The sequence below is a fragment of the Bacillus sp. FAU20 genome (assembly GCF_056033865.1).
The window spans coordinates 137,661-156,285 of sequence record NZ_JBVYHY010000026.1; the positions used below are offsets into that span (position 1 = coordinate 137,661).

21 protein-coding genes and 1 pseudogene are annotated in these 18,625 nt (G+C 33.3%); 6 read left to right on the forward strand and 16 right to left on the reverse strand.

All coding sequences use genetic code 11. The features are described from left to right. Positions 1 to 505 precede the first annotated feature (505 nt). Together AC0OM3_RS22555 and AC0OM3_RS22560 are read right to left on the reverse strand one after the other, a co-directional pair. A complete protein-coding gene (locus tag AC0OM3_RS22555) occupies positions 506 to 1,021 on the reverse strand; it encodes a DinB family protein (protein ID WP_000379370.1) in 516 nt (171 codons plus the stop codon). 127 nt (positions 1,022 to 1,148) lie between these two features. Further along, positions 1,149 to 1,625 (reverse strand): AraC family transcriptional regulator, encoded by a 477-nt coding sequence (locus AC0OM3_RS22560; RefSeq protein WP_000869610.1) that lies wholly within the window; start codon positions 1,623 to 1,625, stop codon positions 1,149 to 1,151. Positions 1,626 to 1,876: 251 nt separating this feature from the next. Here AC0OM3_RS22560 and AC0OM3_RS22565 point away from each other — a divergent pair, with 251 nt between their 5' ends. Further along, positions 1,877 to 2,344, forward strand: coding sequence for a VOC family protein (locus AC0OM3_RS22565; RefSeq protein ID WP_097987264.1), 468 nt, complete (start codon positions 1,877 to 1,879; stop codon positions 2,342 to 2,344). A gap of 354 nt (positions 2,345 to 2,698) precedes the next feature. Further along, the gene (gene secY, locus AC0OM3_RS22570; RefSeq protein ID WP_000490135.1) at positions 2,699 to 4,003 is read left to right on the forward strand and encodes a preprotein translocase subunit SecY; all 1,305 of its coding nucleotides are present in this window, start codon (positions 2,699 to 2,701) and stop codon (positions 4,001 to 4,003) included. 89 nt (positions 4,004 to 4,092) lie between these two features. Here secY and AC0OM3_RS22575 read toward each other — a convergent pair whose 3' ends face one another. Then, on the reverse strand, positions 4,093 to 5,010 hold the full coding sequence (locus tag AC0OM3_RS22575) for a DMT family transporter (RefSeq protein ID WP_000234327.1): 918 nt from the start codon (positions 5,008 to 5,010) through the stop codon (positions 4,093 to 4,095). A 148-nt stretch (positions 5,011 to 5,158) separates the two neighbouring features. On the opposite strand from AC0OM3_RS22575, the gene pdxR reads away from it, so the two are divergent. Together pdxR and mleBCA are read left to right on the forward strand one after the other, a co-directional pair. Next, a complete protein-coding gene (gene pdxR / locus AC0OM3_RS22580) occupies positions 5,159 to 6,592 on the forward strand; it encodes a MocR-like pyridoxine biosynthesis transcription factor PdxR (RefSeq protein ID WP_000706795.1) in 1,434 nt (477 codons plus the stop codon). Positions 6,593 to 7,089: 497 nt separating this feature from the next. After that, the gene (mleBCA, locus tag AC0OM3_RS22585) at positions 7,090 to 7,944 is read left to right on the forward strand and encodes a BCA family alpha/beta fold macrolide esterase (protein WP_001290771.1); all 855 of its coding nucleotides are present in this window, start codon (positions 7,090 to 7,092) and stop codon (positions 7,942 to 7,944) included. A 115-nt stretch (positions 7,945 to 8,059) separates the two neighbouring features. Here the strand turns inward: mleBCA and AC0OM3_RS22590 are convergent, their stop codons facing one another. Then, positions 8,060 to 8,395 (reverse strand): hypothetical protein, encoded by a 336-nt coding sequence (locus AC0OM3_RS22590; protein ID WP_001257760.1) that lies wholly within the window; start codon positions 8,393 to 8,395, stop codon positions 8,060 to 8,062. An 11-nt stretch (positions 8,396 to 8,406) separates the two neighbouring features. Beyond that, a complete protein-coding gene (locus AC0OM3_RS22595; RefSeq protein ID WP_000025621.1) occupies positions 8,407 to 9,576 on the reverse strand; it encodes a ParM/StbA family protein in 1,170 nt (389 codons plus the stop codon). Positions 9,577 to 9,785: 209 nt separating this feature from the next. Between AC0OM3_RS22595 and AC0OM3_RS22600 the strand changes: the two genes are divergently transcribed. Next, positions 9,786 to 10,190: a hypothetical protein gene (locus AC0OM3_RS22600; RefSeq protein WP_474213085.1), complete on the forward strand. Its 405-nt coding sequence runs from the start codon at positions 9,786 to 9,788 to the stop codon at positions 10,188 to 10,190. A gap of 44 nt (positions 10,191 to 10,234) precedes the next feature. On the opposite strand, the gene AC0OM3_RS22605 is transcribed toward AC0OM3_RS22600, so the two are convergent. The 7 genes and pseudogenes from AC0OM3_RS22605 to sleB form a co-directional block, all read right to left on the reverse strand. Then, on the reverse strand, positions 10,235 to 10,771 hold the full coding sequence (locus AC0OM3_RS22605) for a DUF1697 domain-containing protein (RefSeq protein WP_474213086.1): 537 nt from the start codon (positions 10,769 to 10,771) through the stop codon (positions 10,235 to 10,237). A 227-nt stretch (positions 10,772 to 10,998) separates the two neighbouring features. After that, positions 10,999 to 11,067: pseudogene (locus AC0OM3_RS22610) on the reverse strand (hypothetical protein); the annotation flags it as partial. 104 nt (positions 11,068 to 11,171) lie between these two features. Continuing rightward, positions 11,172 to 11,684: a GNAT family N-acetyltransferase gene (locus AC0OM3_RS22615; RefSeq protein WP_003301495.1), complete on the reverse strand. Its 513-nt coding sequence runs from the start codon at positions 11,682 to 11,684 to the stop codon at positions 11,172 to 11,174. Positions 11,685 to 11,695: 11 nt separating this feature from the next. Next, positions 11,696 to 12,052, reverse strand: coding sequence for a hypothetical protein (locus AC0OM3_RS22620; protein ID WP_000976446.1), 357 nt, complete (start codon positions 12,050 to 12,052; stop codon positions 11,696 to 11,698). Between the two features lie 106 nt (positions 12,053 to 12,158). Next, positions 12,159 to 12,755, reverse strand: coding sequence for a YhcN/YlaJ family sporulation lipoprotein (locus AC0OM3_RS22625; RefSeq protein ID WP_000854053.1), 597 nt, complete (start codon positions 12,753 to 12,755; stop codon positions 12,159 to 12,161). Between the two features lie 26 nt (positions 12,756 to 12,781). Beyond that, positions 12,782 to 14,122 carry a germination protein YpeB gene (gene ypeB / locus AC0OM3_RS22630; protein WP_474213087.1) on the reverse strand — a complete coding sequence of 447 codons (1,341 nt, stop codon included), beginning with the start codon at positions 14,120 to 14,122 and terminating at the stop codon, positions 12,782 to 12,784. 15 nt (positions 14,123 to 14,137) lie between these two features. Then, a complete protein-coding gene (gene sleB / locus AC0OM3_RS22635; RefSeq protein WP_001249053.1) occupies positions 14,138 to 14,917 on the reverse strand; it encodes a spore cortex-lytic enzyme in 780 nt (259 codons plus the stop codon). 145 nt (positions 14,918 to 15,062) lie between these two features. On the opposite strand from sleB, the gene AC0OM3_RS22640 reads away from it, so the two are divergent. Next, positions 15,063 to 15,395, forward strand: coding sequence for a DUF3889 domain-containing protein (locus AC0OM3_RS22640; protein ID WP_474213088.1), 333 nt, complete (start codon positions 15,063 to 15,065; stop codon positions 15,393 to 15,395). A gap of 49 nt (positions 15,396 to 15,444) precedes the next feature. On the opposite strand, the gene AC0OM3_RS22645 is transcribed toward AC0OM3_RS22640, so the two are convergent. From AC0OM3_RS22645 to kynB, 4 genes are all read right to left on the reverse strand, one after another. Further along, positions 15,445 to 16,068, reverse strand: coding sequence for a Pr6Pr family membrane protein (locus tag AC0OM3_RS22645; protein ID WP_474213089.1), 624 nt, complete (start codon positions 16,066 to 16,068; stop codon positions 15,445 to 15,447). Positions 16,069 to 16,084: 16 nt separating this feature from the next. Further along, complete coding sequence (locus AC0OM3_RS22650; RefSeq protein ID WP_474213090.1) at positions 16,085 to 17,002, reverse strand: serine hydrolase domain-containing protein; 918 nt, start codon at positions 17,000 to 17,002, stop codon at positions 16,085 to 16,087. A gap of 119 nt (positions 17,003 to 17,121) precedes the next feature. Beyond that, positions 17,122 to 17,961 (reverse strand): tryptophan 2,3-dioxygenase, encoded by an 840-nt coding sequence (gene kynA / locus AC0OM3_RS22655; protein ID WP_000661972.1) that lies wholly within the window; start codon positions 17,959 to 17,961, stop codon positions 17,122 to 17,124. A 32-nt stretch (positions 17,962 to 17,993) separates the two neighbouring features. Then, positions 17,994 to 18,623, reverse strand: coding sequence for an arylformamidase (gene kynB, locus AC0OM3_RS22660; protein WP_000858074.1), 630 nt, complete (start codon positions 18,621 to 18,623; stop codon positions 17,994 to 17,996). Between the last annotated feature and the right edge of the window lie 2 nt (positions 18,624 to 18,625).

Here is an 18,625-nt window from a genome sequence, read left to right on the forward strand (position 1 = left end):
TAATATTTCTCCCCTTTTTGTACTTTCATAAAGTTGCTTGAACTTTAAAAATGTAACTTATTATTCAGGAAACTTCAACTACAAAAGATAATTTTGAAGGGGGTTCTGTTGCAAAAATAAAGAGAATAAATTGCATACATCCCCTGACAGAATACCCCTTCCTTAAGCGTGTGAAGAGTACTTTCAAAATAAGGACATATCATTCATCATCATAAAATCATTATTTCAATTTACTAAAATTCGCATATAAAATATGTTATGATGATTATTTTTTGAATTTCATTGTCGAAGTATTTCCTTCTCAATGAAAATACTTCCAAAAAAATAACCCCGCTCTTCATTTAAGACAGGGTTACACTTATACAGAAAATCGGATAGTTTCATATTTTCTTAAGCTTATTGGTTACTTTCAACTAATTTCATTCTATTTTTGTTTTCTTCTGAATCAATATGAATCAACCGTTTTCCCTGTTTATAATACGCATCAATAAATAGGGAATGATTTTTACTTTTCAATTTCACAAAGCAATTTTATCTCTTTTATTTGTGAAATATGACGCTGTTCATGTAAATAAATCAGTTCTATCCACTGATCAAGGGATAATTCTCCAAGAGCTGGATGCATCACTGCTTTTTTTGCTAATATAGACTCATCTTCTATTGTACTCAGGAAACGCATCAATTCTTTTCTCGATTCGTTTAGCATATTGAGCATTTGCTCCACTTCAAATGGTTCTATACTTGGTTCAATCATTTCTGGAGCTATAAACTTTTTCGTTCTATCTAATAAAATAGTGTGAATTTCTTTACGCTCATTTTGGGTACTATCTAACTTTTTTAATCCTGATGAAATAACTGTTATAACTCTCTCATCTAATAAAACTAAATGATGACAAACTTGTGCAATACTCCATTTATCCTTATCTGGTTTCCTATTAAATTGAGCATCACTCAACAAATTAATTTCCTCAACTAATTGATCTCTCGTTTCATAAAACTTGTCATTTACAAATGTATCCATGTGGATTCTCCTTCATTGCAACCTACATACTTAAATTCCTACGCTAGAAATATTATCTTCAAAAAAAGTTTTTCTTTCACTACTATTCCAATTTCATTTTAAAGCTACAAATGAAATTATTTGTTTTTTATATCTTTTTAATTGGCACAAATAAATTAACCTTTAACTTTCCGTCTAGATCTTCAGCAACATTATTTAAGCAAAACTCTAAATTATCTCTATCATAATCTGCATCATACTCACTATTTGGTAGCCACTCTGCATACATGTATTGATACGCTTCACTTAATTTATGAGGTTCATCATAGAACTGGTATAGACCATATGTACCTCCATCTAATCTTTTAAATTGCACATCATGATGCTTTTCTTTATCGAAGTTTTCAGGAATCGTAACACATGCATCATGCCGGCACTTATGACTTGCAACAAGTTCAGGATTATCCAATGATATTCCGATAAATGATTGCTCTGGTGGATACAGTTTATTTTCAATTGACCAATTCAGTAACTTTCCCCAGTGATCTTGCGGTTCAAAGTAGCTACCAGTTCGTCTTATATACGCTACTTCTAATGGTGGTAATTTTTTTATAACAACTTTCATTTATATCTTCTCCCCTATAAATATGTACACTGTTTAATTAGCTTTCTTTAACATTTATTCCTTCTTAAATAAAAAGAATTCTCTAATCATATAAAGTGAAACTTTAATCAGCGGGAGATGAATTTGAATTGAAATATAATTGATTACTATTACTACTAAAGTAGTATGTACTTTCATACTTTTATTTGATTTTACATTCTTTTTAAATCGATATATTAATTGTAAGAAAATAAAAAGGTGGAGGATTTTAATTGATTAAAGGAATATACGAAGCGCATTTACCAGTGAGTAATTTACAACAATCTATCGAATTTTATGAAAAACTAGGGTTGAAGTTAGCCTGGAGCGATGAATCAACAGCATTCTTTTGGATTGAGGATGGGAAAAGTTGGCTAGGATTATGGGCGGGCTCTGAATACGAAACAAAATATCATCCTTCTTTACGTCATATTGCATTTAGAGTTTCCTATGAGGATTTAAAAGAATCATTACATTGGTTACACTCACTTCAAATTAAAGCTGTTCCGTTTGGGAGTAATGAATCTATTGAACCATTTGTCCGTCCACATCAAGGTAATGCATCTGTTTATTTTATTGATCCAGATGGTAATAGCTTAGAACTTATTTGTCATATTTTTGTACCTAACGCACTAAAACATATAAATGATAAATTATCCTTGAAAGATTGGGAGACACTATTAGCTGACACATTTGAATGAATATTAGTTATAAATCATAATGGCTCACCTTTATTTTTATAACATGTATAACAATCTTGAATAATAATGTCCTATCAATTTATCATTAAATAAATGTAAAAAATGACCCTATTTATTCATTTTTAATGCGTATGTATGTACATTTGTTAATTTATTCGATATATTATGGGTATTGAATGATTACGTGAAGTGTATAGGTCGCTTATATAACACCTTATATTTTTATATCCGTGAAAACTACAAAGTGTATGAAAATCCATTTGTCAAATGAATTTAGTGCGGAAGGAGGTTTGTGGTTACTTCATAGGGTATAATAATCAGTTTTTTACTGATAAAAATATAGGAGGCGACATAATGTTTCGTACGATTTCAAATTTCATGAGAGTAGCTGAGATAAGAAGGAAAATCCTTTTTACACTAGCGATGTTAATCGTTTTTCGAATTGGCACGTTTATTCCAGTTCCTCATACTAACGCAGAGGTATTAAAAGTACAAGATCAAGCTAACGTTCTAGGTATGTTAAACGTATTTGGCGGAGGAGCATTGCAACACTTCTCAATCTTTGCTGTAGGTATTACACCATATATTACAGCTTCCATCATAGTACAGTTACTACAAATGGATGTTATACCTAAATTTTCGGAATGGGCAAAGCAAGGAGAAATGGGCCGTAAGAAATCAGCTCAATTCACTCGATACTTTACAATCATTCTCGCATTCATACAGGCCATCGGAATGTCTTATGGCTTTAATAATATAGCAGGTGGACAATTAATAACAGATCAAAGCTGGACTACATACTTATTTATTGCGACAGTTTTAACTGCAGGTACTGCATTTTTACTTTGGTTAGGCGAACAAATTACCGCTAACGGAGTTGGTAATGGTATTTCGATGATTATCTTCGCAGGTCTCGTTGCCGCCATTCCAAATGTTGCAAATCAAATTTATTTACAACAATTCCAAAATGCTGGCGATCAGCTATTTATGCACATAATAAAAATTGTTTTAATTGGACTCGTAATTTTAGCGATAGTTGTTGGTGTTATTTACATTCAACAAGCTGTACGTAAAATACCGATCCAATATGCAAAAGCTGTTTCAGGAAACAATCAATATCAAGGAGCAAAAAACACTCATTTACCGCTTAAAGTAAATAGTGCTGGTGTTATACCAGTTATCTTTGCTTCTGCATTTTTAATGACGCCGCGTACAATTGCGCAGCTCTTCCCTGATTCAAGCGTATCAAAATGGTTAGTTGCAAATCTTGATTTCGCACATCCAATTGGAATGACACTTTATGTCGGTCTTATTGTTGCTTTCACATACTTCTACGCATTTATTCAAGTAAATCCTGAACAAATGGCTGAGAATTTGAAAAAGCAAAATGGATATGTTCCTGGTATTCGTCCTGGTAAAGCAACTGAACAATATGTAACTAAAATTCTATACCGTTTAACATTTATCGGTGCAATTTTCTTAGGTGCTATTTCTATATTACCGCTCGTATTTACGAAAATTGCTACGTTACCACCTTCTGCTCAAATTGGTGGTACAAGCTTACTTATCATTGTCGGTGTAGCACTAGAAACTATGAAGACGTTAGAAAGCCAGCTTGTAAAACGTCATTATAAAGGCTTTATTAAAAAAGTGAATTAATTATAAAAAACACAGTTGGTTATTTTTCCAACTGTGTTTTTTATTTTATCAGTTCTGTAATTAATATACAGGGCTGTTGCTTTATTAAACTACATCTCCTTCTCTAATAACCGCCCTTTTTTGAAATAAGTCCGTAGTGTTGAACGATTGGCCAAAAATACACCAATCAATATAAGACAAGCCCCCATTCCCATTGTAGGATTTAAAGGTTCTCCTAAAATGATATATCCCACAATTATTGCAATCAATGGTGATACATATAACCACGTCGATGGAAATACTGGATTTGTTTTTGATAAGAGCCAGTAATATAATCCGTGGCCACCAATCGATCCGATAAATATGAGATATAAAATAGGCCATTGCACACTCCATGAAGTTAATACGGTTACATTGGGTTGTTCTACAATAATAGATGCGATTAGTAGTAAAATCCCTCCATAAAACATTTGAATACCGTTAATAAGAAATGGTGATACATTTGATAAATCTGAAAGTATTTCTTTCGAACGAATAGAGCCTATTCCGTAAAATAACTCCCCTATAACTAAAACAATACAAGCAATACTCCATATGAAACTTACTTGTTGATGCATTCCTGGTAAAGAAACAAATATAACACCTATTAGTGCAATAACTAAAGCAACGAGTTGTTCCTTTTGTAGCTTCTCCCTATTCCTCTTTGCTTGTATTAACAAGATCATCATTGGTCCCGTAGCAGAAAGAACAGCAGCTAATCCTGAAGAAATATACTGTTCTGACCAATATAAACTTGCGAATGTCATGAATGTTAAACAAAATCCAGCATACATAATGCGTTTTGAAAATATATGTGGCATAATTTCTTTTCGCTTGAATTTAAAAATAATCATAAGGATTATGCCTGCTAAAAAGAAGCGAATTCCTGCTGAAAACAACGGTGGCGCCCCTGCTTCAATTCCAATTTTTATCGTTAAAAATGTTGTCCCGAAAATAATACATACTAAAATGTAATTAAAAATGACCATTTTGCTTCCTCCTTTTTACTCTTAAAATGAGTATAGAGGGTATGGTGTATAACAGTGTATCGGTACATATAACAGTTACTTCAAGTTGTAGTTGATTCCCTATATATTTTTCGCTTTAATTAAGTTAAAAAGAAAAATAGGTGAACCTATGAAAATTGTATTGCGTAAAGAAACAAACATACCGTATTACAAGCAAATATATATGCAAATTGTTGACAGAATACAAAGTGGTATGCTTTCACATGGTGAATCTCTTCCTTCTTTACGTTGTATGGCCACAGATTTACAAATCAATGTATTAACAGTTCGCAAAGCGTATAAACAATTAGAAACCAAAGGGTATATACGCATCGAACAAGGAAAAGGTGCTTACATATATAAACGGGTAAAGAAAGATTTCAAACCAATTCCGTATAAATGGCAACAAACGAAAACGATTAATGTTATGCGTTCTCAATATGCAATGAATAAACACCGTAAATATTATGATTTTTCACAAGCAATTCTGTATCCTCGTCTATTACCAAATCCATTTTTGGCAGACGAAATGCATAAATTGCTGGATAAAAATCCAATGTTGTTAGCAACTTACGGGCCAGTTCAAGGCGATTATGAACTGCGAGTTGAAATAGCAAATTACTTACATGAACACCAGAAATTAGTGACAGACCCATCCCAATTATTAATTACAAGCGGAGCACAACAAGGAATTGATTTAATTGCTCAAACATTATTAAAACCTGGAGATATTGTATTAGTAGAAAGTCCGTGTTACAGTGCTGCGCTTGATGTTTTCATCAATAAAAGTGTTCAAATCATTCCCGTTTCTCTTGATAATCATGGAGTTCGCGCCGACTTAATTGATGATATTTGTCAAAGTAAAAATCCCGTTTTATTGTATACGAATCCAACCTTCCAAAACCCGACAGGTACAGTAATGAGTAAAGAACGAAGAGTGGAACTTATTGAACTAGCGGAGTTATATCAATTTTTTATCATTGAAGATGATTCTTTCGGGGAAATATATTTTGAGGATGCTATAGTCCCGCCTCCAATCAAAAGTTTTGATAAAGATGGCCACGTAATATATATAAAAGGATTTAGTAAAACGTTAGCACCAGGACTGCGTATCGCAGCACTTATTGCCGATGGTCCTATTTTTGAATGGCTATATGCAGTGAAAGGTTCAATGGATATCGGTAGTCCCTTATTAACACAAAAGGCACTTCTGCCGTTTTTACGTGCGGAACGTATGAAAAACCATTTAGAAAAATTACGTACAGCTTTACAAATGAGACGTGATTTAACAATTAATATATTATCGCCATTAAAAGAACTAAACTTTGAAATACCAAATGGAGGTTTTAATTTATGGGTGACACTGCCTGATTCGATAGATCCCTTTACCTTATTACAAAAAGCAAATGAAGTAGATGTCTCTTTTTTACCAGGAACAGCTTGTCTATTAAATTACGAAACAAATGATAACCAATTAAGAATTAGCTATTCAATGTTAAACGAGAAAGATATGGAAATTGGATTAGAGAAATTACATGATACAATACGAAAAAGTATTTGTTAGAAGCAATCTCACATTAGCCAACAATAAATAATACCCGAAAATGAAATTGTATAGTATGGGATATTATTTATTGTTGAGCTTTTTCGTTATTCTTAACAATCGGTTTTAAAACTTGTCTTTCTTTTAATTCTTCAACACTGCCATATTGATCAATAACAATTGCTTTCATTTCCTCTCCTCTCCTCCTTGCTGTTTATTTTAATAACATACAATTATTTCTCAAAATTTTTTGTCTTGAATTAACATATAATTATTTTTGGGGGTAATTATGTAAGAAGCATTATAAAGTGAAACTTTAATCAACCCTCGTCAATCGGTCTTTTTCAGGAAGTTGGTCCCCTCCCAACTTCTTTACTTTCCCTGAATTTTGAGATGAGACTCTTACCGCCCGGCAAATGGCAAATAGCGGGATGAATTACAATACGAATCTTACACACATCTTAGAATCATCCAAAACTGTTTTATTAATTAAATTCAAAAGAAATGGGGCTAACTATATGAGTGAAAAGATATTTAAAATAAATGGAATTGATATATGTACAGAAAGCTTTGGAAACCCTAAGAACCCTGCTATTTTATTAATTATGGGCGCTACATGTTCCATGGTTTATTGGGACGAAGAGTTTTGTGAGCTGTTGGCTAGTACGGGGAAGTTTGTTATTCGCTTTGATAACCGTGATGTTGGACGCTCTGTTGCCTATGAACCTAGAACTTCCAATTATACAGTAACAGATATGGCTGAAGATGCAATTGGAGTACTAGATGCTTATCATATTGATAAAGCTCACCTATTTGGTATGTCATTAGGTGGTATGATTGCTCAAATTGCCGCTGTAAAACATCCCGAAAGAATTTTGACGCTAACTTTACTAGCGACTAGTGTAATAGGATCTGATGACAATACTCGCGATTTACCTCCAATGGATGAAAGAATTTTAACACATCATGTAAATGGCACAAGTATAGATTGGGCAAATAAAAATGATGTGGCAGAGTATTTAGTTTCAGGATCTCGTCTATTATGTGGATCAGAACGAATATTTGATGAAAATAGAGTTTATAAACAAGTAAAACAAGAAATAGAACGCGCAAACAATTTATTAAGTATGTTTAATCACGCTTTACTTCAAGGTGATGATGCATATGAAGGTGTACTTCAATCCATACAAGCACCTACATTAGTTATTCACGGAACAGACGATACAGCACTCCCATTTGAACATGGCCTCGCACTAATTGGTGAAATTCCAAACTCAGTACTATTAACTCTTAAAGGAGCAGGCCATGAAAACCATCCAGATGACTGGGAAAGCATAATTAATGCTGTTTCTAAACATACATCTAAAATTTAGATAAATAACTAATGGAAGGGGCACAAATTGTATTGTGCCTCCTTCTAGTTACAAACAAAAACCCATCACTGTATTCGTATGTATAGTGATGGGGACTTTTTATACTTTTCTATGTTTAAAAAAATGGACAATCTAATTGATCAACAGATTCCCATAATTTTTTTTTTGCATTTTCGGTGGATGTATTTGTGTCTAGTGTCATGTTTTTAAAAGGGTTTACTTCGACTTTTAATAAGGATGAAGGCTCCACATATAATGAGAAAACATGGCTGCTTGGTAAAGCTTTTGAAACGTCAATATCTCCTACTTGTTTAAATAGTTGCTGTGCAGCAAAAAAGAAGAAATTAGTTGGATTTGATTGTTTATTCAGCCACGCAAGCATTTCAGGTGATACCGATTTATGAATATTGATTTTTACTCGATCACCACGTTTATATCGCCTAGATCGCATACTTCCACCAACTAACTTATCGTTAAGTTTGTAAATCCTAACTCTTTTTGCTTATGCTCTCTATATTTTGGTGAACAAGTATATACTAATAATCCTCGTGCATTTGTAAATAACGGATTATCTACAAAGATTACATTTTTGAGTCGTCCTTTTTGCTTTAAAATCATTTTTAAACTGTTTTTAATAATTACTGCACCCCCGCCATAAATAAACACGTATGGATCGTCTTTCATATCATCAATTTTGTTTATAATATCCGTTGCAACGCGCGCTGCTAAACCTAATAATGCTGGTTGTGATTCCTCAACTAATAATGCATTTCTAGGGTGTTTATCATTTAAATAAATTTGATTGAACTCTGTAATACTATCAATTGTCTTTGTTGGATACTTCCGGTTCCATCTCGTAATAATTTGTAGTAACGTTTCTTTCACACCATACGATAAACCCTTACTTAGTTGTGGTCTAAAGTTTACGCCTAGTGATACTACTTCTTCTGTCGTCCCTGCGCCAATATCAAAAGATAATAGTGTTTTATCAACAAAATCAATTTCTGACACTTTATTTTGTTCACATTCTATTTTATGTTTCACAACATTTCCTTCTTCATCGTATACAATGCCCCACGTCCCAGAAGCACCCTCAGGCAGGCATTTACAATACTCAATTGAAACATTAATTGTCACATCACGTCCGTTCGGATAATGGAAAATAACCTTATGATTTCCCATATAACGTTTTGCATTTTCAGCAGCTATTTCTTGTGTAATAAGCTGCATAGGAAGAGCGACAGATAAATCATAACGAATATTAATATGACTAGAAGTTGGACTTTGACGCATAGCGCTTACAGCTAAACCTGATAGAATTGTAATAACCATTAACTCATCAGTCGACTTATTCGATTTCTTCTCAACCTCAGTACCTTTTAATTGATCTTGGATGACTTTTTCTCCAACGATGTATCGTACATTATTTAACATTAACGATGGCGAACTTATAGTCACATCAATGTGGTTTTCTAATTCAGATAATGAGACATCTACCTCATCTAAGAGTCCTGTAGGCTCACCTATATATAAAGAATAAATACTCGGAATAAAAATAGGGTCTTGCCCTTTCACCATTAACTTCAAACCGTTGTTTCCTGCATCTGCACCAGCCTTTAAAAGTATAGACATAACTACCCCCTAAATTAATCTGACATCCCTTCCAAATATATGCGAGCCCATTCTTTTACATTCAAATGTATTGTAATTTTTTACTCATTACAAAAACAAGATATTACATAATTACGCATTGCGTGTAAAAAACATTTGACACAAAACTTTCCAAATTTTATACTATAGTTGTAAATAGTTTTTTACAATAGTGGAGGTGTTGTTCTAATATGAATCGTCATAAATTCATTTTAATAACAATCGTTTTATCATTAGTCGCAGTCCTTATACATGGTACCTATAAATACATCAATGAAGGTGTAATTTTAGGTGGAACCATTTTCTCAAGCGCTTTAATACTTAGCTACCTCCTTAATCATATTACATGGGGAGATCCCCGCGGTGTGTCAGAAGAAAGTCAAGATGAGATGGGACAACAAATTACATATAAAAGCTTTAAAATCGCATATTTTGTGCTTGTAGTTGTAATGTTCCTTTTATTAATCTTCTCCGAAGGATTTTCTATGGGAGCTAATTTAGATGGAGTAAAAAACCTCCCTCTGTTCATCGCAATTTGCTCTTCATTCTTTATTTATCCTATTGTCGAACTCATAGTTGCAAAACAATATAAATAAAAAGATGAGGTTTTCTACATGTAGAAAACCTCATCTTTTTATATTTACATACTCTCTACAATTGCTTTTAATTTATTCACAGTCCGCCAATTCCTAACTGTAGCTGGTGTATGTAACTTCTGAAACTGGTTCATTAATTTAGAATTACGAATGCTATTTTTGAAAAATAAATAAACGACCTTCTCATCTATATAGCAATCTTCAAGTTCACTTTTAAAAGTAAGCAATTGACGACTCTCCTCTTCAGAAAGTACATTAGCTAAAAAAGCAACATGAACACTTTCTCCTTCTAACAATAAATGAACTTCATACGGACATTGTTTAATAATATTTATAAATTCATCATATGTTCTTAACATGACTGGAACACCGAAATCAAATTCATTTTTTATTTCCGATTGTATTCGGTCTTTTAGAAAGTTTATATCTTCCTCAGATTCGAATACGATATTACCACTTTGTATATATGTTTTCACTTGTTTTAACCCTATTGATTCAAACACTCGTTTTAAATCAGCCATTTTGATTACTTTATGTCCACCGACATTGATTCCTCTTAGTAATGCAATATAAATTGTCATATTATTCCCCCCACAATAAAATGAACTTATCAATTGAATCGATTTCCCCACTCATATTTCTCGGATATTTGTTTTAATTCTTCTAACATATCATGAATAGATAATACCTCAAATAAAATAATAGATTCACTTGAAAAATGGTGATGATAATGATTTGGTTTATAATCTTTTAAATCATTTTTATAACTCCAAGTTGGGATGTTAAAAAAATCACAAACTAACACTGTAAGAAAAACTGCAATCCCAGTTTTAATCACTCTTCCCCCAACAATATACCATTTTCTATCTTGATTCATTTTTTATATCCTTCATTTCTGTTTCATTTTATATACATATATTATATATTGTTAAAATAAAAAAACCTACTACATGAATATTCAAGAGTAAGTTTTTTATCTCGTTATTCCATTATAGGTAAATGCATTATTATTTGTTGGCCAATTGGCCCCATTCTCCTAAAACCTTTATCTTGGAAGCCGACTTTTGCATATAAATTTTGTGCAGGAATATTTCTTTCATTCACAGCCAGTACAACTTCATTTTTTATTGGAAAATAACGTTTTACAAACTCTTCTAATAATAACAATGAATTTTTAGCGTATCCTTTTCTTTGTCTATTGTGATTAATAGAAAATGATGTTAAAAGTAAAGCATCCTCATTATCAGTGAACTTCTTTACTCTATCTCCTGTTTGCAATGCGAAAAGACCAACAGGTAACCCGTTGTAATCTAAAATAACAATCACGTTTTTTGTACGATCACTTTTTGCTTTCTCCAGTAATGCGCTTGGATCTGATGTAAACTGGACTTGTTCACTTGGTAAAGTAAATGTTTGTATAACTTCTTTATATTTCTCCTTATACGGAACTAATTGAATTTCCCCTGTGTGTATGTTCATGCTAAACTCTCCCATTTTTTAGCTTATTAACTTATACCTTGCTGTGCTTTTGAATGCACTCTTCCATCTAAAAAGGTAATTTCAACAAATGAATTTGGATCGTTCCCTTTCCAAGCAAAAATTTGTTTAATTTGTGTAGAATGCTCTACCCCTTCTTCTATAAGTAAATCTCCTTCAAAACCAATTAAATCTTTCACTTCTGTATAAGTCATTCCTTCATTTATACTCGAGAAATGATTTATATTGATAGACTCTTTCTGTTGCCTTTCCATCACAGTAGAAGAAGTTGCTGTTTGGTTTTTCACTTCTTTTCTCTGTTCACACGCTGTCATACTGAAACCTAAGCATAAACTAAACAATATACATGCGCTTTTTTTCATCATAACAGTTGTCCCTCCCATGATAATTAAACCATATATTCCCTTAAAAATAAACTGAATATTTAATATTATATTTAAAAACCTCGTACAATTAAGTACGAGGCTAATTTCATTTATTCAAATGATTATTTGATTGATCATCCTGTTCTTTTCTTAACTCTTGTTCTTCATCTTTTGGTAATTGTTTATCATTATCTTTAATTGGATTCGTTTCTCTATTTTCTATCATATCATTTGGAACTTGTGGCATTACTCGGCCCACAATAGCGGCTAATTCATCTAGTATACCTTCACCTGTTTTTCCTTTTTTAATTTGCTTTCCGATTTGTTTGAGGCGTTCATACGTATCAACATCTGCTACAACGACTGCATTAGCACCGTCAGGGTCATTTTTTAAACTTTCTGCAACAGAGTATTTAATTGATTCAACTCGAGTTCGATCAAGTTTTGCTTTTACATCAATACCTACAATAGCATATTTTCCAACAACGACCGCTGTTGCATCATTCACACCTGGCACACTTGCTGCTAAAGATGCTAAATGATCTGCTGCTTTTTCATTTGGCTTATTTGATTTATTCGTATAATTAACATTTTTCATTGAAACATTTTTTTGTTCCGGCTTTTCGTTTGGATTGTCTTTTTTTCCAATACTGCATCCAGTTATAACGAAGCAAAGCATCAATATATATATTAGAGTTTTCATTATTTTCACCACTTCACTATTAAGGTTTAATCATAAATTTTTTCAACAGCTTGCATTTTCTTTACCTTTTCCTCGGCCCCGTTATTAGCATTAATGAATATTTGGTACGTATCTTTTCCTAAAGTGCCTACAAATTCATAGCAAAGTACTTCATTATGCAAATCATTGACTACTAAAGCTTTACGTTCTTCCATAACTTTTACATCCGGATTGATTTTCTTTCTTGCTTCTGCTGCAGTTAGCTTTGCCGATGGAACTGTTCGCTTTTGATGTGACGCTAAGTATTCTTTTGCGGAGAACCCAACGATAGAACCATCATCTAAAGCAATTTTCATTTGGATTGCTTCTGGATAAATTCGTACTCCATTTTCATTTACTACATACGTAAATACACCAACATTATCATATTGAGAGCTATCATAAGGCTCCATATTATTAAACTTATGGTCCTTTAAAAATTTCAAACCTTTACTACCTGCATCGTTTAAACTAACTTTCTGTTCTTTAATTTCGCGGTTATTCATAACCCAAATTGGATATCCGCCTTTTCCGGTAATATCCATATAGAACTCATTGTTCGTTGCTTCATCTTTAATTTTCACACTATAGAAGGATTCTTTCGCACCTTTTCCGCTTTTCTCAACATCTACTTTTTCATTTCCTTTTAAATTCAAAAACGATTTGGCAATTTTCGCCGCTTCATCTTTAGAAATTGCCTTTCCTTCCGCTTCAAATCCACCTTTTTTATTTTTTTGCGCACTTGTAAAGGTCGGTCCGAAGTTTGTAGAAGAATATGATGTTACGTTTTTCTCTACAGTTTTCAATCCATCAATAATTGTGTTATCTGCTGGATCGCGATTTGATGCAAGTGCCATTTCTACATCCATCCAGCGTAAATTATTTTTCAAAACAAGATGTTGTACTTTTCTTAGTTCATCTTGTATATTTCCTGCATTTGAATATAAAGTTTGCAACGTTTTATATTCTTGCTCATTTAACGGTTCTTTTTCTAAATCACGAATGGCTGCACGGTAACTAAAATCACCGATATTCGCTAAAAATTCTTCCGTTTTATTAAATGGCATTAATGTTAAAGGAAGTTGCCCTACATCCGAGCGAGCTTCAGATGTTAAACGCCATACATCCGCTAATGCAGGTGATAAAGATGATCGTGAATTCATCGCAAGTGTTGTGCCAATTTTATCGTGTAATAAATCGACTTCGTATGCTAAATCATGGAATGCACGTTGATAGCTATTTTCCGCTCGAATTAAAACTGCATTTTTCTCTTGGTGCTCTTTATAGCCCCAATAGCCTGTTCCTACTACACCGACTGTTAATAATACAATGATAATACCTCGTAACATTGTCCCACCTCCACTCTATTTACAGAAAATATGTTTACCGATTTTTTTAATTTGTGGACGAGTCCAAATCCATTTACTAGTCGCAGTATCTGGATTGAAATAATATAAAGCATTTCCTGTTGGATCCCATCCGTTAATCGCATCTAAAACTGCTTTTTTTGCTGTTTCATTTGGCGTTAAATATATTTGTCCATCGGCTACCGCTGTAAATGCTCTAGGTTCAAAGATTACACCTGAAACAGTATTTGGGAATGACGCACTTGTAACACGATTCAAAATAACAGCAGCTACTGCAACTTGTCCTAAATACGGTTCACCACGTGATTCCCCGTATACTGCGTTTGCCATGAGTTGAATATCATTTTGAGAATAACCGTTCGGAACATTTGTCCCTTTATTTTGAGGTGGTTTATTCTCTTGTGCAGTGCCACCACTATTTCCTTTATTCGTTGTCGTCCCTTTATTAGCAGTTGACTTGTCATACTTCGTTGCTTTCACGAGCATTTGCTTCGTTTTAGCTCCAGCTAAACCATCAACGGGCAATCCGAATTTCTCTTGAAAATTCCGAAGTGCCCAGTATGTACCCCATCCGAAAACACCATCCACTTTTCCCGTATAAAATCCGTTATATTTCAAACGAGATTGCAGTTCAATGACATCTTCGCCAGATGCCCCTCTTTGAATGACTTGATTAGAAAAAGCTTCTACATTCTTTAGTTGTATACTACTGACCATTAAAGACAGTCCTATGAACGCAAGTAAAACTGCTATTTTAAAAATAGCCTTTTGGCGCATAATTTTTCCTCCTTAATTACGGAAATGATTTCTTGGTTATGTTTTGTAAAAGCCTCGCTTTTATGTAAAGAAGACAAAAAAATCCAAACTAATATCGTTGAAAAAATATGTAAACAATATACAAAAAAGATAAAAGGAGTTCATCATGAAGAAATTGTTAAAGCGTGTCGCACTTGTCATTCTGTTCCTAACAACATGTTCAAATATATATACAGGCTCATCAATTGTTCATGCGCAGCCGCCGTATGCCAAATGGGGTAAGCTGGCCGTAGAAAAGACGAAAGAAGAATACCCAAAAGCAGAAATTATTGACTATCTTCATATAGGTAGAAAACCAAAAACAGTTCAAATAACTGTTGAAAAATTTAAATTGTGGTTACGTGAAGATGGAAAAGAATATGGTGTTTTTGTTGATGTAGAATTTGAAACAAAGACGGAGAAATTTATAAAGATGTCGTTTCAGAAGACGAGTAGATAAAGTGAAACCCCCACTGTTAAAAACAGACACAGTGGGGGTTCTTGCATTTCTAAAATTCTTTTCTAAAGTTTCGATTCCCTAAAAATCTTACCAATATACAAATAGCGCCAATTACAACTGCTATCCCTATACTGTATAAAAGTACTTTACCATACCCACCTATTCTTGGATCAAAAAACGGATATGGATACCAATTCACGATTGGACCACGTACTAAGCTATATACCACATAAAAAAACGGGAATAAGAGCCAACTTGCAGATTGTTTCCAAGTGATTTTCTTAATAGGTGGATTTAAAATCCAATCTAAAAGCATTGTAATCGGCATGATATAATGTAGCACAGTATTTACCCATGGTATTGCCGTTTGAAGTGATTCTTCTAACCCTCTTAATAATAAAAAATAAATGAGTCCAGTCGTAAGTATGTATACCGTTGCTGCACCACGAAGTATACCAAACTGCTCTGAGCGACCAAATGTAGCTGTTCCGATACTACTTAAAAGGAGAATACATGCAACTAAAATGTTACTTTCGATAGTGAAGAAACTAAAAAAGTTAACTGGGTTGAACGGTTTCACTTGTGCCCGTATTATAAATTGCGTAATGATTGTACTAAATGCTAGAAGGCTTAAACATAGTCTAAATAAAGATAAAATTTTTTCATCTTTCATACATTCCCTCCTTTTCTTATATATAATTAGAATTTCCCTGTACATGCTCAATAAATAATTTTAACGGAACGAGCCCACGTTTTGGCATATGACTACTTATAATAGATACTACTTCTAATTGAGGAATGATAACGATGTATTGTCCGCCGTATCCCATAGCGAAATATATACAATACGGTATGTGAAATCTTTCGTTATGTAATACCCACCAGTGATAGCCATATGCGCCGACATGTTCATATGTTTCAAATTGCGCCCTGCTTGACTCTTCTAACCATTGCGCTGATACAATTTCTTTCCCATTCCAATATCCATTTTGTAAACATAATTTTCCTAATTTTAATAAATCGGTAGATTTCATTTTCATACCGAAGCCACCTACATATATACCCTGCGGATCTTGTTGCCACTCGTATTCGTTAATTTTTAATGGATCAAATAAATATTTCTTTGCAAACCGCTCTGTCGAAATTCCAGTAGCTTCTTGAATAATATAGCTCAGTAAATGAGAAGAACCTGAATTATAATTCATTTTTGTAGCAGGTTCTTCAATTATTGGCTTTTCTAATATGTACTGTACCCAGTTCTCTGATTCTACAAAGTCATTTGGGAATACTACTCCATTCCCAAACTCTTTCCAGTCCTCACCAGTAGTCATTGTTAATAAGTGATATAGCGTTAAATCATGTTTTTCCCCAGGTACATTTTCAATCCACTCTGTAATTGATGTATGTATATCATTTATATAGCCCTTATCAATTGCAATACCAATTAATAAAGATACGATACTTTTTGTAATCGAATTTATTTTATATAAGTTATTTGCACATTCGGGTGTTTTATAATACTCAGTTGTTAATTCCCCTTTTTGATAAACAAGAAATGTATTCACTTTTTTCTTTTCGAATTTATTTTCTAGTTGCTTGAAATCCAAAAACTTTACCTCCATTTAAATAGTTACTCCATTTATTATATCTTGTTCCTTCATTTTAAACATAATTGTGCTCAAATAAAAATAAACCTGTCAGCCATAATGAACTGACAGGTTTATTTTTATAATTTCGTACGAACATTCCAAAGCTCTGGGAAGAATTGTTGATCAAGTACTCGCTTTAAATAAGAAACACCGGAGGATCCACCTGTACCCATTTTATGCCCAATAATTCTTTCTACTGTTTTCATATGACGGAAACGCCATTGTTGTAGCCAGTCTTCAATATCAATCAATTTTTCAGCAAGCTGATATAAATTCCAATATTTTTTCACATCCGCATACACTTCCAACCATGCTGCTTCTACTGTTGCATCTTCTTCATAAGGCTGCGTAATATCACGGTTTAACACATCTTTATGAATAGGGAATCCTTCTTTTACTAATGCTTGAATCGCGACATCATATAGACTTGGTGCATGTAGCGCTTTATGAAGTCGTGCATGTAATTCTGGATCCTTTTCATAAATTTTTAATGCGTGTGGCGTTTTATAGCCAAGTGCATACTCAATCATACGATATTGATACGATTGAAAACCTGAAGCTTGACCGAGTGAATCACGAAACTCAATATATTCTGATGGTGTTAATGTCGCAAGAATATCCCAAGATTGAATAATTTGAGACTGAATTTTTGATACACGTGCTAACATTTTAAAAGCTGGTTGTAATTTATCTTGTTTAATAGATTCAACCGCCGCATTTAGCTCATGTAAAATGAGCTTCATCCAAAGCTCACTTGCTTGGTGAATAACGATAAATAACATTTCATCATGATGGTCCGATAATCTTTTTTGAGAAGATAGTAAACTATCTAATTGTAAATACTCCCCATACGTCATATTCTCTTTAAAATCCGTATGAATCCCTTTTTCCATAATTACTTTTTCATTTTCTTTCATATTAGCCAAACGCCCCTTTTATATGATTCTACTTATATTGGTCTAATAACGGCTCGAACTGGACTTCCATCTGCATCAGTTAATGCAAGTGGTAATGCAATAAGTTCATAATCACCGTCTGCTACATGATCTAGTACGACATTTTCTAAAATATGAATTCCATGTTTAAATAATTGATGATGCGCTGCTAATTCTTTATCATCTAGCGGATCAACTGATGGTACATCTACTCCGATTAAACGAATACCTTTCTCTGAAAGAAACGACGCTATGTCTGCACGTAAATGAGGGATCACCTCTGGAAATTCTTCAGCTTTTCCATGTGAAGATGTACGTAATAATAATCGTTCTACACCTTCTAAATGAAAGCTTTCTAATTCCTTTTTCCCGATGCTTTCAAGATTAGAAACGTCAATAATCCGTGCTGGGCCAACATAAACTTGAACATCTAAATCCAATACTTTCTTTCCATCATTATCAAAATGAAATGGTGCATCAATATGAGTGCCTGTATGAATACTCATCGTTAACTTTCCGACATTTACTGAGCCACTTTCTTCTTTTGACCATGAAACTTCATACGAGAACGGTGTGTCTCCTGGCCACGTTGCAATATTATTATTTAGCGGTTGTGAAATATCAATCCACTCTGATGTTTTCATAT

Excerpts from the sequence above, each read along its gene's own strand:
- pdxR (WP_000706795.1), top strand. The coding sequence starts at position 5,159 with ATGAAAATTGTATTGCGTAAAGAAACAAACATACCGTATTACAAGCAA.
- kynA (WP_000661972.1), bottom strand. The coding sequence starts at position 17,961 with ATGAAAGAAAATGAAAAAGTAATTATGGAAAAAGGGATTCATACGGAT.
- sleB (WP_001249053.1), bottom strand. The coding sequence starts at position 14,917 with ATGCGCCAAAAGGCTATTTTTAAAATAGCAGTTTTACTTGCGTTCATA.
- kynB (WP_000858074.1), bottom strand. The coding sequence starts at position 18,623 with ATGAAAACATCAGAGTGGATTGATATTTCACAACCGCTAAATAATAAT.
- AC0OM3_RS22555 (WP_000379370.1), bottom strand. The coding sequence starts at position 1,021 with ATGGATACATTTGTAAATGACAAGTTTTATGAAACGAGAGATCAATTA.
- AC0OM3_RS22560 (WP_000869610.1), bottom strand. The coding sequence starts at position 1,625 with ATGAAAGTTGTTATAAAAAAATTACCACCATTAGAAGTAGCGTATATA.
- AC0OM3_RS22645 (WP_474213089.1), bottom strand. The coding sequence starts at position 16,068 with ATGAAAGATGAAAAAATTTTATCTTTATTTAGACTATGTTTAAGCCTT.
- mleBCA (WP_001290771.1), top strand. The coding sequence starts at position 7,090 with ATGAGTGAAAAGATATTTAAAATAAATGGAATTGATATATGTACAGAA.
- ypeB (WP_474213087.1), bottom strand. The coding sequence starts at position 14,122 with ATGTTACGAGGTATTATCATTGTATTATTAACAGTCGGTGTAGTAGGA.
- AC0OM3_RS22640 (WP_474213088.1), top strand. The coding sequence starts at position 15,063 with ATGAAGAAATTGTTAAAGCGTGTCGCACTTGTCATTCTGTTCCTAACA.
- AC0OM3_RS22615 (WP_003301495.1), bottom strand. The coding sequence starts at position 11,684 with ATGGGAGAGTTTAGCATGAACATACACACAGGGGAAATTCAATTAGTT.
- AC0OM3_RS22575 (WP_000234327.1), bottom strand. The coding sequence starts at position 5,010 with ATGGTCATTTTTAATTACATTTTAGTATGTATTATTTTCGGGACAACA.
- AC0OM3_RS22590 (WP_001257760.1), bottom strand. The coding sequence starts at position 8,395 with ATGCGATCTAGGCGATATAAACGTGGTGATCGAGTAAAAATCAATATT.
- AC0OM3_RS22625 (WP_000854053.1), bottom strand. The coding sequence starts at position 12,755 with ATGAAAACTCTAATATATATATTGATGCTTTGCTTCGTTATAACTGGA.
- secY (WP_000490135.1), top strand. The coding sequence starts at position 2,699 with ATGTTTCGTACGATTTCAAATTTCATGAGAGTAGCTGAGATAAGAAGG.
- AC0OM3_RS22605 (WP_474213086.1), bottom strand. The coding sequence starts at position 10,771 with ATGACAATTTATATTGCATTACTAAGAGGAATCAATGTCGGTGGACAT.
- AC0OM3_RS22595 (WP_000025621.1), bottom strand. The coding sequence starts at position 9,576 with ATGTCTATACTTTTAAAGGCTGGTGCAGATGCAGGAAACAACGGTTTG.
- AC0OM3_RS22620 (WP_000976446.1), bottom strand. The coding sequence starts at position 12,052 with ATGATGAAAAAAAGCGCATGTATATTGTTTAGTTTATGCTTAGGTTTC.
- AC0OM3_RS22600 (WP_474213085.1), top strand. The coding sequence starts at position 9,786 with ATGAATCGTCATAAATTCATTTTAATAACAATCGTTTTATCATTAGTC.